Annotated in this window: 8 protein-coding genes and 4 tRNA genes; 5 read left to right on the top strand and 7 right to left on the bottom strand. The window is 58.3% G+C overall.

Annotated features, from left to right (window positions below; translation table 11 throughout):
* Positions 1-290: 290 nt before the first annotated feature.
* From VHB22_RS05975 to VHB22_RS05965, 3 genes are all read right to left on the bottom strand, one after another.
* Entirely contained in the window at positions 291-1739 is a 1449-nt protein-coding gene (locus VHB22_RS05975; RefSeq protein ID WP_325456038.1) for a DUF2497 domain-containing protein, read from the bottom strand.
* 265 nt (positions 1740-2004) lie between these two features.
* Positions 2005-3474, bottom strand: a complete 1470-nt coding sequence (locus VHB22_RS05970; protein ID WP_325456037.1) for a TolC family outer membrane protein — start codon at positions 3472-3474, stop codon at positions 2005-2007.
* Between the two features lie 333 nt (positions 3475-3807).
* Positions 3808-4461, bottom strand: coding sequence for a protein-L-isoaspartate O-methyltransferase (locus tag VHB22_RS05965; protein ID WP_325456036.1), 654 nt, complete (start codon positions 4459-4461; stop codon positions 3808-3810).
* Between the two features lie 276 nt (positions 4462-4737).
* Here VHB22_RS05965 and VHB22_RS05960 point away from each other — a divergent pair.
* From VHB22_RS05960 to VHB22_RS05950, 3 genes are all read left to right on the top strand, one after another.
* Positions 4738-4811, top strand: a tRNA-Cys gene (locus VHB22_RS05960).
* Between the two features lie 234 nt (positions 4812-5045).
* A tRNA-Asn gene (locus VHB22_RS05955) sits at positions 5046-5120 on the top strand.
* Positions 5121-5405: 285 nt separating this feature from the next.
* Positions 5406-6605 carry a DUF4112 domain-containing protein gene (locus tag VHB22_RS05950; protein WP_325456035.1) on the top strand — a complete coding sequence of 400 codons (1200 nt, stop codon included), beginning with the start codon at positions 5406-5408 and terminating at the stop codon, positions 6603-6605.
* Between the two features lie 4 nt (positions 6606-6609).
* On the opposite strand, the gene VHB22_RS05945 is transcribed toward VHB22_RS05950, so the two are convergent.
* Positions 6610-6686, bottom strand: a tRNA-Pro gene (locus VHB22_RS05945).
* Positions 6687-6978: 292 nt separating this feature from the next.
* On the opposite strand from VHB22_RS05945, the gene VHB22_RS05940 reads away from it, so the two are divergent.
* Both VHB22_RS05940 and VHB22_RS05935 read left to right on the top strand, forming a co-directional pair.
* Positions 6979-7053, top strand: a tRNA-Gln gene (locus VHB22_RS05940).
* A 282-nt stretch (positions 7054-7335) separates the two neighbouring features.
* The gene (locus VHB22_RS05935) at positions 7336-8010 is read left to right on the top strand and encodes a helix-turn-helix transcriptional regulator (protein WP_325456034.1); all 675 of its coding nucleotides are present in this window, start codon (positions 7336-7338) and stop codon (positions 8008-8010) included.
* Between the two features lie 25 nt (positions 8011-8035).
* Here the strand turns inward: VHB22_RS05935 and VHB22_RS05930 are convergent, their stop codons facing one another.
* The 3 genes from VHB22_RS05930 to VHB22_RS05920 form a co-directional block, all read right to left on the bottom strand.
* Positions 8036-8722, bottom strand: a complete 687-nt coding sequence (locus tag VHB22_RS05930) for a hypothetical protein (RefSeq protein ID WP_325456033.1) — start codon at positions 8720-8722, stop codon at positions 8036-8038.
* Positions 8723-9063: 341 nt separating this feature from the next.
* Entirely contained in the window at positions 9064-9456 is a 393-nt protein-coding gene (locus tag VHB22_RS05925) for an invasion associated locus B family protein (RefSeq protein WP_325456032.1), read from the bottom strand.
* Between the two features lie 232 nt (positions 9457-9688).
* Positions 9689-13987, bottom strand: a complete 4299-nt coding sequence (locus VHB22_RS05920) for an autotransporter domain-containing protein (RefSeq protein ID WP_325456031.1) — start codon at positions 13985-13987, stop codon at positions 9689-9691.
* Positions 13988-14916 lie beyond the last annotated feature (929 nt).

The raw sequence follows: 14916 nt of genomic DNA, 5'->3' as shown, positions 1-14916 counted from the left end.
GCGTACGAGAACCCAATTCGCAGAACCGCGTCGGCACCCCGTTGCCCTTCCGGTTCGTCGATTCTGGAGAGCGATCGCTGCACGACAAAAACGCAGCACTACCCCCCAGTGACGTCGCGCGAGTGGATGGCATCACCCGAAGGTCTTCTCCACGCGCGCCTGACACAAGTTGCTAAGGCCCAGTCGAGGCAGCCGTGTGGCAAAAGTCACGAGCAAGAAAAAATTGCTGCAGATACATAAAAAGCGGGGAAGCCCCGCTTTCTTACAACTTCACCATGGAAGTCAGGTCACTAGTCGCGTCCGCTCTTATGGTCTGGCAACAAGCGTTCGGACATTTCGCGACGCAGAGCGCGCTCGACGATCTTCGGCATATTTTCAGCGAGCCAGGTCTTGAGAAGCGGCCGCAAAAGGTCTGCGACGGCGTCTTCAATCGTCCGGTCGAGATTGCTGACCGCATTCGCGGCCGTATCCAACTGTGGAGGCGCTGGCGGCTGAGCTGGCGCGTGCTGAAGCATCGAATCGCGCCGCTCCTCACGAGACTCTGCCGGAATTTCTGCGTCGCGCGTGTAGTACTGGCGGGGATAAGGGTCCGCAGAATGGAGCTCCGAACGCGCGCGAGGATCATCGGAAGGAGCAGGTTTGAATGCGTTCGACAAAGGCTCCAGCCGCCGATGCGGACCGAGCGTCGCCGAAACGCTTGGAACGGCAAACGGAGCCGCGGGACGCGCAGAAGAAGGCGAGGCCGCCGGTTTGGGCTCGTAGCTTTTCGGCGGCGAAAAGGCGTAGCGTCCGGGCTCCGATGGCATCGAAGTCCCATTAATTCTGGAAGTCTCGCGGCCCGAATACGGCGATGGCTCAGCCCGCGACGGCTCCCTTGGTCGTGTTGGAACAGCATCGGAGGCGGGTTCGATAGAAATCTTCGGATCCACTGCTCGTTCCGCAGACGGACGCAGCAAAAAAGGCGAAGGTCCCAGATCGAACGCAAAGGGATCGCTGCTATCCTGGCTTTCGATCGCCGGAGCAGGATCTTTTGCAGCCGGAGTCGATACCGGAGACGCCGGCTCGGCCGCCGACTTGGAAGCCAATGCAGCCTGCTTTTGCGGCAAGTCTGCTAGGGCTTCGCTGGCGTTGCTGTCGCGAACTTCGCCTTTCGCGTCTAACTCGCTTGCCTGCGAATGGCTCTCGCCATCGCGCAGCACTTTGAGATCTTCGCTCGAATGCTCGTCGATCTGCGCATCGACAATAGCCGCCTCGGACGCAGCCTTAGGATGCTTTTCCTTTTCGGGCTCGACAGCACCTAAGCTTTTCAGATTCGCCTGCTCAACCTCCACGACAGTCGCCGTTTCGATTTCAAGTTGATTGTGCTGCTTTGGCTCAACCTTTGGCGACGGCTTCTCTGCTTCGAGAGCGACGGCCGGTGCTGGCTCAGAGTCGACCTTGTCGCTATTCGCCAGTGGTTCGGCTTTCGCAGTCGGCTCATGCGCGGGCTGAGGATCGTGCGGCGTAACAGGAGTGAAATAGCGCTGATTATCCGACTCCTCCTGTGGAGCCGAGGAGCGCATGAAGGCTTCGCGCGACATGAACCCGCGCTGCGCCGAAGACGCTGACTTTATCCCGTTGTTTCGAGGAGGCGCTGGCGGCACAACTCTTGAGCCCGACGCATCCTCCGCAATAATCTTGCGGATCGAAGCAAGGATCTCCTCCATGCTCGGTTCGACGTTGGGCTCAAATCTCGACATACTCGTACCTTCTCGCGTCAGCGACGCCCGTTCTCAGGGTCCCAGAGATCTTGCGGGCGGCGGCGACCGGCGCACCCGCCTGATCGAATAACCCGCCATAGCAAATATGGTGACAGGTTGCACAATAAGCAGCAACGATCCGGGCACCAGTTATCCCCCGAGCGCGGCACTCTCATGGCAAGCGGGGGAAATACTATTGCCCCCGCCGTGTGTCAAAACGAGTCGAAAGCGAGGGGACGGCGAAAGCGAACGCGAACGCCAACCTCTATTTCATAGGAGCATTTTTGAGATCGATGTGCTCGCGACGCCCATCGTCATGGGTGATGTCGATGCCGAACCACTTATTGCGCACATCCTGATAGTGCACCTCGGGATGGTAGACCTGGGTCGCCGCGCCGACTTCCGAGACGCTCAAACGGCCGATCGCCGATATGAGGGTATAGGACGCGACAAGGATATTCCGCTTCGTGGTTTCCAGGTTGACCTGTGACTGCAGCAATTCCTGCTGCGCGTTCAATACGTCGAGCAAGGTCCGCTGGCCAACCCGCTCTTCTTCCTTCACACCTTCGAGCGCCGTCGTGTTGGCCGTGATCGAAGCACGATCAGATTCGGACTGCGCCTTATAGCCCTGAAGTTGAGACCAGGCTTGAACGACCTGCGATTGCGTCAGCGAGCGCGCTTCTTCGATTTGCTGCAACAACGAGATGTGCGTGTGCTTCGCCTGCCGGATCTCCGCATAGACCTCGCCGCCTTGCGGATAGATCGGCACATTCACGCGGCCAACCACCGATGCCGAGCTGCCGCGATCAATCTGATCCGACGGATCATAGCTCTCCGTCCAATTGCCTTCCAACTGCGCCTGCGGAAGCAATTGACCGCGAATTTGATCGACAGTGAAGCGTGCCGCCTGCTCCGAGTAGAGTGCCTGAACGACCTGCGGATTTTCTTTGATCCCGATTGCAATCGCTTCGTCGACGGAGCGCGGGACAAGCCTGATGTTCGGATTAGGCTCGACCAGACGCGCAGGAGGATGCCCTACGACCTGTTCGAAAATCGCACGACTCGACTTCAAATTTGCCCGAGCAAGATCGAGATCCGACTGCGCAAGCGCCCGGCGAGCCTGCGCCTGAGCCACGTCGGTCTTCGTCACTTCGCCCACATTGAAGCGATCCTGTGTGGCTTTAAGCTCGGCGTCGAGGAACTTCAAGTTGTTCTCGTTGAGCTTCACGATGGCCTGATCGCGGACGACATCGCCATACGCCGTCACCGCATCGAGCAAGACCTGCTGTTCAGTCGAACGCAATGTCTCGCGTCCGGCGCGATCTGTCGCTTCGGCAGCATTCACTGCATTCGTAACCTGAAAACCGGTAAAGAGCGGCTGCACCGCATCGATGGCGTAGCCGCGAGGCGATGTTACGCTGTGATCGTTGCCGAAAGCGGGCTTGCCTTTGGTCCAGCTACCTTCGCGGCCGACGTTGGCCGAAGCGTTGATATCTGGCCGATACCCCGACTTCGCGCGTGCGATGTCTTCGTCGCGGGCTCGTTGGCGCGCGCGCTCAGCATCGAGTGTCGGACTGTATTGATAGGTCGCGGCAAGCGCGTCGAGTAACGTCTCGGCGAAACTTGGCGCCGGGTGCGCCAAGATGCCAGCAATCGCAAGAAAAGCAGCAAGCGCACATTGCGACGCTATCGCCGCACGCCCGCGTGACGGTTGAAATACCGCTATCTTTGCCAATGCTATGAACCCGTTTTGCCGCCCGGACCCCGAACTACGGGCGGAACCCCCAAACTTCCGACGTGTCTCTATCCGATTCGGACGAAAACGCCCCTACCGACTCAAACCCCCGAACGCGAAGCTACTGGATAACTTAGGGCGAAACGCCTATCCGTCGAGCACCGCCCCCAATTTGCTCCCCCAGCGTGGCAGCAATCACACTCTTTTGCTCCGAAGTAGGTCATCGACAGGTGTGATTATACAAGGGCTTGAGTTGCTTCTCCAAGAACGGCGTCCAAGAATACGAACACGCAGACACCCCTCAGCCAGAGCAACGGCTGCTCAACCTTCCGTTTAGAAAACGAAAGCTGGCTTGGCGGCCTCGAAACCTTGCAGCAAAGGACTGGCGGCTTGAAATGCGTCGCGGCGCGCAAGTAATCCCGCTCGTTTGTGGAGCAGAAATGCGTGGCCTAGGCCGCGCTCGACCTCGATTGCGACGAGTCGGCCCCCCTCTCCCAGCTGCGCCGTGATCGTCTCCGGCACGGCTTCAACCCCGCCCTCAATGACGATGACATCGTAAGGCGCCTTCGCTTTCCATCCGGCTGCGAGTTCGCCATTCACCACCGTCACGTTGGCAGTGCCGATTGCGGAGAAGATCTCGGAAACGTTGGCTGCTGCCTGTCCATCCGGCAGCAATGCAACGGCCGTCGCCGCCATCTCAGCAACGATCGCGGCGGCGTATCCGCAACCGCCGATCACCAGGACGTTGTTTTTCGCATCGATCTCGGCGAGCTGCAGAAGTCTGGCAAACGTCGAAGGCGCCAGCACGACACGACCCGGCCCGAGGTTCAGAGTTTCATCGCTATAGGCAAATGCCGTCAGCCGTGCGGGAAGAAACCGTTCGCGCGGTATCTTCGCCATCGCCGCAGTTATGCGCCGGTCCGTCACGTCACTAGGACGCACTTGGCTTTCAACCATATTTTTTCGCTGCAAAGCGGCGTCCGCCATCGCTCGTCCTCGCACTTCAGTCGATGCTCGCGCCGCCGAAGCCTGCCGCCGCAGCCCGCGATTCCGACCCTCCTATACGCGAGCGGCGCCTCCGGCGCGACAGGAAACCCGTCGCACGGCGCGTCTGGCAAGCCGCCACTGCAAACCGACCGCGCGAAGGCGATCGTAACGGCTTGTAAGGTGTTGCCGCTCTATGTTAGACGGCCGTCGCATCAGCAAGACGTTCCGCTGTCGACATAAAAGATGCTAACGGGCAATCCGCTAGCGACGCGTTGAGGCCACGTGGCGGAGTGGTGACGCAGCGGACTGCAAATCCGCGTACCCCGGTTCAATTCCGGGCGTGGCCTCCAATAGTTCTCCCATTAAGTGCTGGCATTGACCCAACGTGCTTTTTTAGGCCGTCGCAGCATGCTCTTAGTCGTGGATCGGATCGGCCGAGACCGGGCGTCGCAGTTGCGGCTTCCGCCTTGAAGTGCAAAGACTTTGCGCGTCGAGACCCTCGCACGAAGAAAATAGTCAAAGGGCCTCGCCAGCGCCGATGTGTTCTGCTATGCGGAGCGCTCTCCGGCAGTATTGCACGGTATTCCGCGGTAGCTCAGTGGTAGAGCGTCCGACTGTTAATCGGATGGTCGTAGGTTCGAATCCTACCCGCGGAGCCATTTACCCCGACCAACCTATGTCCCTTGCGTTCCGCCGCCTCATCCGAGCGGCTTGAACGATAAATTCATCGCCCCATAGCGGTTGTTGGGAAAGTTTGGACGGCGATTTGGTTACGCGGCATCTCAGGCGCTGCCGGCGCCAGAACTCATGAGCTGGGCCGAACTGTCACAATCAAAGGAAGGAATGTCATAAAAACGCAAAAAAGCGTTGTTCCTGCTCCTGCACGCGCCATCTTGAGTTTCCAGCAACCGCATTTTGATAGTCAAGTGACGGGGGGGCGGGCCTTGCCAAGAGGCTCCCGACGCATTCCCTGGGACCCGGAGATAAAAAGCCTCCTTGTTATCGCAGGCCTCTCGGGCTCGGGAAAATCGACATTCATCCGGCAGCTGAAACGGAGGCGGCTGCCGGAAGATATTCTGTGCCGACTACCCCCTGACGTTCATACTTGGCGCCACGTTTGGGGAAAGCGCCGTTTCTATTATCGGCTGCTCCGGCGCGGGCCCAAGCCAAACGGCCAGATTTTTCATTTCGATATGAAGACCTCGACAGCGTATCGGAAGTCCTTTGCGGAGACGCCAGCCTCGCTCGTCCCCAGCCTGCATCGTGAAGAAAAAAATCTGCATACCCTTCTCGACGCCGCAGAAGACGTGCGCTTCGTCGTCATTAAAGCTCCCAAAGAGCAGCTCATTCGCCAGCTTGAAGGACGCGCTGCGGTAACGCATTTGCCTGCCCCTTTACGGCCGCTCGCTAGCCGCGCCGGCCCGCTGATGCTCGAATTGGAGCGGCTGCTCCCGGCACGCGTAAAAAACGCGGCGAGCCATTTCGGCCGCCGCTGGGCGCAACGGGCCGACGTTCGCGAAAAGAACTTTCGCAACTGCTTGCGCTACGGACGGGACACCGAAATCAAGGCCGTTCACGCCCAGTGGGAAAATACGGTCATGCGCCGGGCGAACAGCAAACTCGCGGCGCCGACGACGTACGTCGAACCAGCCCCGAATGGATTGGGGCAACGAAAATTCCGGCTTGCTGAAACAGACTTCAGCCAATCACAAGGTCCAGCCGGGCAGACATTTGGACGGCTGCAAAGATTGGCCCACGTTTTTGACAGCGCGATGTGCATACCAGGGACAAAAATGACGGTCGGCTTCGATGCACTACTCGGCATCGTTCCCGTCGTCGGCGACGTGCTCGGGGGATCGGTCGGCGCCTACATCATTTGGAAATCCAGGCGCCTCGGCGCGCCCCGCCAGCTCGTACTCCGCATGCTGCTCAATTCGGCCCTCGACACGCTCGTCGGATGCATCCCGATCGCCGGTGATATTTTCGACGCTTCTTATAAGTCCAATATTCGTAACGTCACGCTTCTCCGGCGTCATTTGGCGGGTCATAGTCTTTTTCGCCACGCGCCTTCGCCGTATGCACGAGCGGCAGCGGCCGCTGGCAACCGCCTCGGACACCCCACGGCATTTTATCGAACTGAATGAGAATTGGTCGGAGCGAGAGGATTCGAACCTCCGACCCCTTGCTCCCGAAGCAAGTGCGCTACCAGGCTGCGCTACGCTCCGCCCGACCGAACAGCCTGAATTTAGGCTTTTCTTCCGCACGCTCAAGACGTATCGAGCGGCGAGGAGACCGGCGTTATAGCCACCTGTTCACGGTACCGCAAGCACGGTTTAAGTTGCCCTGCCGACCGATACGATAAGCCAATTAGGGCCGTGCCGAAAGCCATGGATACTGGCTTGTAGAGGCCGCCCAGCAGGGATGTGCGCGCATTGCCACGCGCCATTGCGGCCTCGGTGTCGACTGATTATGGTGCGCGTCCGCCGGTGCTGCGGCACCGGTTTCCCCGAGCGGCATTGGGATGTAGCCAAGTGGTAAGGCAGCGGATTTTGATTCCGCCATTCCCAGGTTCGAATCCTGGCATCCCAGCCACCACTGATACATGCGTCGAGCAATATTCGACCGGCGCCGGTGCATCCGGTCCCCGCCATAAATTGATTGCGCCGGAACCTGCCATGCTACGAGGGCGCCCTCCCCGACGATGCACAACCCCTTTAGCGCTCTATCTAGCCCTCGGGCCACAAGTTGACTAAGCCATACGCTTCTGGGCGAGAGTCATCGCAAGCCGGCCGGACTAGTCCTGTTTTCATCCGGTCGCGCAAGCACTCAGGCCTTAACCGCTTATGACAACAAGCCGCAAATTACGGGGCAACGATGAACGTTCAACGAACTGACTTACGCGAGCCGGCCGTACACGTCGTACTCATCGATAGCCGCGGAACCATAACCGGCGTACAGACGCACAGTGGTCCTTCGAATCGTCGTAACGCCGTCGGCTACGCGGCTGGCGACTCCTATTTCGACCATTGCGCCGATGAAGCGAACCGCGCTGACATCCAGGCACTGCTCAAGCGTAAGCGCACGCTGATCTCATTCGTGACGTCCTCCCCATCCTCCAGAGTAAAACATTGGCTCGCTGTCCTCGGCATTCCCGTCAGCCCCGATGCCGGCACCGGTGCCGTTTTGATGCATGTCGACATCACGCCTTGGGTCACCGAAGGCAAGCAAAACACCGACGCCCCCATTACGCTCAACCCAGAGCTGCTTCAGGATACGGTCTCGACACTCGTTGGCCATTTCGCGGAACCGCAGCGGAATTACCAACCACAGCCGGACATAGAAAGTCTCAGCCCAAGGCAGTACGAAGTTCTGCTGCTGGTCGGTGCGGGCAAGAGTAATCTCGAGATCTCCGAAGAACTTGAGTGCTCGCTGAATACTGTGAAGCGGCACGTGACGGCCGTTCTACAGAAATTGCATTTGCCGAACCGCACGCGAGCCGCAATGCTTGTAAACCAGTTGAATCTGCGGCCGACCAATCATCGCCGCTGAAGTCGCCTCCCGCGCGCGGTGTTTTTTACATCGGCACCATCATCTTGCTCCGCGCCGCAACCGGTCGACGGTCTCGAACCTCTGGCTCCAGCCGCCGACGCAAAATTAGCTCGGCAATATCCGGCGTACGCGGTTCCCGTAAAACGTGGAGCACAGTCCGCGCTAGTGTCCCATCGTCCGACACCGCCCCGTCGAATGGCGAGACGACCGACATGCGCAGCTTCGGCGCCGGCCCGCCGCCGGATTTGCCCGTCGCAAGCCTTGCGCCGAGAAATGCCGTCGCAACGGGAATGGCGTACCGGCCAGCCACGGGTGCGATGTTGATCACATGCAGATCTCCGGCCGAATATCGGAGCGCCGCGTCAAGACAATGCAGCAGACGACGTGCACCAAGACCGAGCGCCTTTTCCGAAAGCGTTGCGCGAGGAGCGACCTTCATTGTTTCAAGCACGATCGCATCGACGTGCCCGAACTGCCCCATTGCGATCTTGAAGAATTCGTCGACCGACTTTGGCCGTTCAAGATCCACCTGCACCGCGTAGAATGCATCAGAGCGCGGCAGACGTGTTTCCAGCGACCTGAGTTGCGCCGCTGTGCCAGCGCCAAGGAGCAGGTCACCGTCATCCTCCGCTACCAAGCGGGCGACAGCCAATCCTGTGGCCGACGCGGCCAACGGAATTGCCACGACTTTACCTTTGAGAGACCGGATCATTCCCGCTCCGTTTGCCAATGGCGGCCAAACCCCAACTTCGACAGCGATGACCTAACCCGTTGAACGAAAACCCAAAACGATTTGGAACCGGCGAGTTTAGGCCACTGCATAGGCTTACATACCTACACCGTCGATTACACCACGGAATAGACTACACATAAATTACTACTACCTTGAATTGCAATCGTCAACGTCAGTTTCATCTCTGTCCACGGAGTGCTTTGATAAAAGCCTCTGCTTCGCGACTGGTCTCGATACCGGACGCATCTGCTCGTCACCGCGACGTCTCAACACGAGCCGCATCCGAAATGCTGTAATCATCATTGGAACAATCCTTCCGGCTATTTTGACCACGCGATGTACGTGTCGTAAGCGCGGGCAAAACCTCGGCCGGAAAAGTTGAAGCGCAAGGCGCTATGCGAGACGCTATGAGCAACGACGGATATATTCGTTGCCGACTTAAGCTCTCCGAGTGATCGTGCGCTCAAATCGAATGGCGCGAAACAACCGATCCGATGACACGCGGCATAAGGAACCTTGAACGCCTCTCGATCCTCGACCCCGACGACCACACCGTCCTTGAGCGCGAGACCTACCGGCATGCGCAGCGAACCTTTGAGTTTCCCCGTGCCGTCCCTTCCGATAAAAAAAACACTGACGGGCTGCTCGAGCTTTGACTCAGCAATGTTTGCGACAAGGCGCAGGATTTCCGTCCGTTGGCTACCGGCGCGCACGCCACCACCCAATCGCCGACCACCTTCCGGGTCTCTTTGATCGCCGTCGCTGGCAAGGAAAAAACGGGCGCGCGAATACCGCCAGCCGACAAGAACGTGAGTGCACCAACCATCACACCACTTAACCTGATCCCGTACCTCATTTGCCCTCCTAAGCCGCTCCAAAAATTTCATACGCATCAAGCGGCGCAAGCCGGAGCGCACGCGTACCCTTGCTCCGGCTTGCGGTTCCTCACCAATCTACGCGAACGCCAAAGCTGCCCCCGAAACCGAGATAATCGTCCTTGCCGAATTGCAGATTGCCTTTCACGAAGCCGCTAAGACCGTCACCGGCAAGGCTGTAGACATCGACACCCCCACTCAGCTCTCCGATCGCGCCGCTCACGTTATCGGTTGCGCCAAGGGTATAGCCGTTGCTTGCAAGTTGCGCCGTATTGTCTCCGAGAAACTCGTACCAGGCACTCATGCCGAGAAACGGCTCATATTTGGCTTGCTGATCCTGAAGCGACATTCCAACGCGAAGGCCGAGCCGGCCGCGCAGACTGTCCCCATTGGAAAAGCCGACCGACGAACCATAGATACCGAGGCTGTCAATATTGCTATCGACGTAAGCCAGTGTCGCCCCGGGCTCGATGAAATAGCGCCCACGGTCCATGCGATATCCCGTATCGAGGACACCGCCGATGGACGTCACGCCGGCGCTGTCCTTCACTCCATGCGAGCCGCTGTACTCGACATTGCCAATGTTCGCCAACAACTTGGCATCAAGGAACCATGGACCTTTCAGATAGGTGACATAACCGCCGACGGCGCCGCCTTCGAAATCGACACCCGTTGCTGAGTTATCGAAATCGACGACCGATCGGAGATAGCCTCCCATGACGCCGGCCAGCCAGATGCTCTGTCCGTCATCGGCACGACGCACGACATCGTAGCCGGCGAGAACGCCACCGCCGCTTTGATCGTAGCCCGTCTTGTAAGTCTGGGCCGTGTTGAAGAGTGAGAATGACTGCTTCGGCGTGCGCGATTCCGTTACGCCTAGTCCTTTCACCCATCCGCCCGCTCTGGCGGCCGGAGGACACGTCGAGCTCGGCCCCTTAAGCCCCTCGGAAACACAGGGATGTTCGAGTGACGCCCGGAGATCGGCCGTTCTGTCGAGCCACACGCCGGACGCGTCGTGCCACATCGATTGTGCCGCCGAGATCAAGCTTGGCAACTCGAAAAACGTACGATTAGGCGCGCTGGCAAGCACCCAGTCGTTCGGATTCTTGAGATAAAGATTGTAATCAAACAGGCCAGTGTCGATGGGCCCGTTCCGGAGGAAGAAATTGTTCGCAGACGACGAGCCCGCCGCCTTCACGACCTCAATTCCGACGGGGTTGTAGCTTCCAAAGCCCGGATTGACATTATTGACGTCAATGGCCGTTTTGCCCGTGACGTCTCCATCGATGAGCAGGCGATCGGAACTCGAATTGGTCGGAGAACCGAGATAGCTATCGACCTTGAGATAACTATGCCCTGCCGCGCCATTGAACGTCAGCGTCGCACCGCTGGTCGGGCTTAAGGTCGTAACATCGCCGGTGAAGCCATCCTGCAGATCGATCGTTCCGGTTCTGAACGAGCTGCCGTTGTTGAAAGCTTCAACGCCTGCAAGCTCCGTTACGTCGTTATTCTCGGGACGACCGGGATCGGTCGTAAAAACCGTACCCGAATTATTGTAAGCGTCGGAAAATCCGCCACCGAGATTACTCGTGCCGGTAAATGTCCAGCTATGATTGCTGGTATTATTGAAGACGTTTCCTTCTTGCGTATTGCCCGCATCGGAAAGGTCGATACGGCCGAGCATGGTGCCGTCGTTGTTGATCGTGACCGGGCCGCCATGCGCCTTTACGATCATGTCTGTCGGCGAATAGTCATGGCCGACGATCTTTCCGCTCCGATAATTGTTGATCGTCGCACCGCCCTCGGTCGAAATCTTGATCGTCGGATGATCGGTGCCTGATCCTCGGATCAATCCAGCCGAATTAATTTCCGCAGACTGCGCATCGATCTCAATGGCGCTGTCCGCCCCCTCGATGCGCCCGAGCCGACCATTGTTGACTGTCACATCCCCTTCCGCGGAAACGTCGACGCCATCGCCTCTCCGGCCCCGAATAGAACCACTGCCGTTATCGATCCGAACATTCCCGTCGACGTCGTCGGAGTGAACGCCATCGTTGCGGCCGCTGATCGAGCCGCCTCTCCTGTTGTCTATGCGGAGATTATCGTCGACATCATCGATATCGATGCCATTGCCACCGTCGCCGCGAATTTTGCCCCCAAAACTATTGGCGATCGCCACGCTGCCGTCGACGTCGTGGACCTTAAGCCCGTGATCGTCACCCGCGATACTGCCGCCGAAGCGATTGTCAATTCGAACGTCGTCATCGACATCGCGCACGTCGATGCCATCGTCATGTCGCCCCTCGATACTGCCGCCAAAGCTGTTGTCGATCCGAACGCCGTCATCGGCGTGCGTGACATGAACTCCATCCCCGCCGCCGGAGATCTTGCCGCCCCGGCTGTTATCGATGGCAACGAAACCGTCGGTATCGTCGATGCGAACACCATCAGCACGCCAGCCAGCTATAGTCCCGCCGAACGCGTTATCGATGCGGACGTCGTCGCCGCTATCGCTGACTTCAACACCGGCATCGCGCCCAGCAATCGTTCCACCAAACCGATTGAAAATATCAACGTCGTCCCGAACGTCATCGATATCGATGCCGTCGTCGGCATATCCGACGATCGAGCCGCCAATACTGTTGTTCACCGTCACATGATCGCGAACACCATCCACATGTACGCCGTCGTCACGGCCGTGAATCTGCCCACCGAAACTGTTACTGATCCTGACGTCGTCTCCAACATCCTCGATTTTAACGCCGTCGCCGCGACGCGCCGATATATGACCGCCGAAGTCATTGCTGACGGTTACATCGCCACGCACATGATCGGCATCAATGCCATCATCGCGCCCGCCGATACGCCCGCCAAAGCGGTTTGAGACATCCACATCGCCGCGCACATCGCGAATATGGACCCCATCGTCACGCTCTCCCGAAATGCTGCCGCCAAAGCCGTTGTCGATCCGAACGTTATCGCGAACGTCGTGAACGTTGACACCATTTTCACGACCGCTGACGCTGCCGCCAAAAGAGTTCGCGATCGTTACGTCATCACCGGCATTGTGAATATCGATGCCGTCGTCCCCATGCCCGATGATCTTGCCGCCAAATCGGTTATCAACCGAGACATCATCCTCGACGCGGCTGATATGAACGCCGTCATCGGATCCGGAAATTCTGGCCGCATTCCATCCGGACGCGCCAAATCTATTTTGCACTGAGACAGCGCCATCGACGTTGTGGACATGGACACCATCACCATCGTGACCGACGATACGTCCATGATCGTTGTCGATGTTGGCTTCGTCGACGTTATGCACGAACACACCGTCCGTCGCCCCTTCAATGGTGTGCCTGCTGCGGTTGGTAATCTCGACATCAGTTCCGTCCGCGACCTCCACACCAGACTCGGAGTGCCCCTCGATGTGACCGTCATTGCTGATCGACACCGCCCCATCGGCTTCAACATGGATACCCTGCGACGCGCCGACGATATCGCCTCGCCGACTGTTGTCTATGTGCACGTCGCCCGCCCCGAACACGGTAATTCCCTGACCGTTGACGCCAGCGTCGCCTCTCCCTGTGATCGAACCATGATTTTCGATCGTCACGCCTTCGGCGGCTATCCGCGTTCCATTGCCGACGTTAATGCCCTCGCCGCCGGTCGACGGTTGGCCGTTGCCGCCAGCTATCTCGCCGTAGTTTTTCAAGAGCAGGCTCTGCGCGCCCGTTACCATGATCGAGTCGTCACCGTCCTCGCCTCCGATGGTCCCATGGCGATGAACGGTAACATCGAAAACCGTACCGGAATGGCCTTCTAAGCGGAGCGCGTCGCCCTGAGCATCGTTGGTGACGATGCTGCCATCGATATCGATCGTGTACGTCTTGCTGGCGCCCACCGCACTGCTAAGCACCGAAAGACCATTGCGAAACGAGCTGCCGTGGACTCCGGGATCGACGGTGATAGAGGAACCGCGCGTCATGTTGATCGTGCCGCCAAAGCCACCTCCGTCGATCTTGAGACCCGCGTGGTCGCTGGTGTTGTCTCGGGTGATCTCAGCAGGATCGTTTGGCGTCGTCGTGCCGATATTGACGGTGAAATCCGACGCTGCGGTAAAGGCATCTGGATTATTCGCCTGGCCTACGCAGGTCAGTTCAACTCCGGCGACCGTAGAGATGCAGCCCCCAATCGCGCCCGCGGCTGAATTTCCACCGATAATCAGCCCCAGAGCCAACGCGGAAATGAAGCAGGCAGGCGGCGCAAACGACCTTTGCCTGCCGTATGTCTTGCGTGTGGCGTACTGAATGGAAAAGTGTGATTTGAAGACAAAACAATCGTGGGTCGAAGCGCGTCTGCGGCCCATGCGTAGTTCCCCCGTTTGGACGCGGCACACACAAGGTCACGATCGGAAAAGCGGCATGCTCTCCGTTGAAAGCCGGCGGCATACGCCCCGGCGAATCGTGATTTGTAGTCTCTAGGTACTATATAAGTAGTACGTCAAAAAGACTCCGCGCGACCGTTTTGTCGCTTTCGCGCACAAGAGAGCATGGCACCAGAGGATAAAAGTCAGCAGTGGGGCTTATGCATCACACTTTAGAACTAGAAACCGCTTCGCTTCAGAATGCGCGGACAAGCCAAAGCAGCCTATTTCATCCGGCGACAAACGAACCGCATGACATGAAGAAAACAAGAGCCCGGCGTGGTGGCTGATTGTGCAGAGAGGCGCTCAGATTCGCCGCGCCACAGATCTAAGGGCAGTTCAGCAAGCGGACCGCATCCGTTACGGCCTCATGAAATGCCCGAGGGAGTACCGGCCTCCCCGCGGCCAAACCAACGTCTACCGCAGCCGTTACTATCGATTTATCCGCAACAACCTCGCACAACATCTCGACGGAAATCTCTCGCCCCTGTAAGCAGGATTTTATCATTTGCGAACGAAGCGCTTCGAGATCCCGTATAAAAGCCAAGAATTCAGATCCTTCAGCTTTTGCATCGGGAGAAGCCGCTTCTATTAAAGTGACATTGTTGCGAACGGTCGGCCGCCGCGGCACATACTTTATTCGCCCAGCCTCCGTATTTTCTACATTTTTGGAATATTGAGGCAATCGCGAAACAGATTTCTCAGCCGCCGAAACCGCCGCCAGCTTGATCGTAATGTCCGAACACAGACTCGCAATGCGCGCCAAATAGGTTGCTGCCACAGCGGCCCTCCGGAAAATAGAGGCGAGATGACGATCCAGGACGCACGAACAAAATCTTCGCGACGCCGATCAAGGCATTACGGTTCGAAGC

The sequence above is a fragment of the Hyphomicrobium sp. genome (assembly GCF_035548195.1).
Taxonomy (GTDB): domain Bacteria; phylum Pseudomonadota; class Alphaproteobacteria; order Rhizobiales; family Hyphomicrobiaceae; genus Hyphomicrobium_B.
This window is presented reverse-complemented; position numbering and strand designations above follow the sequence as displayed.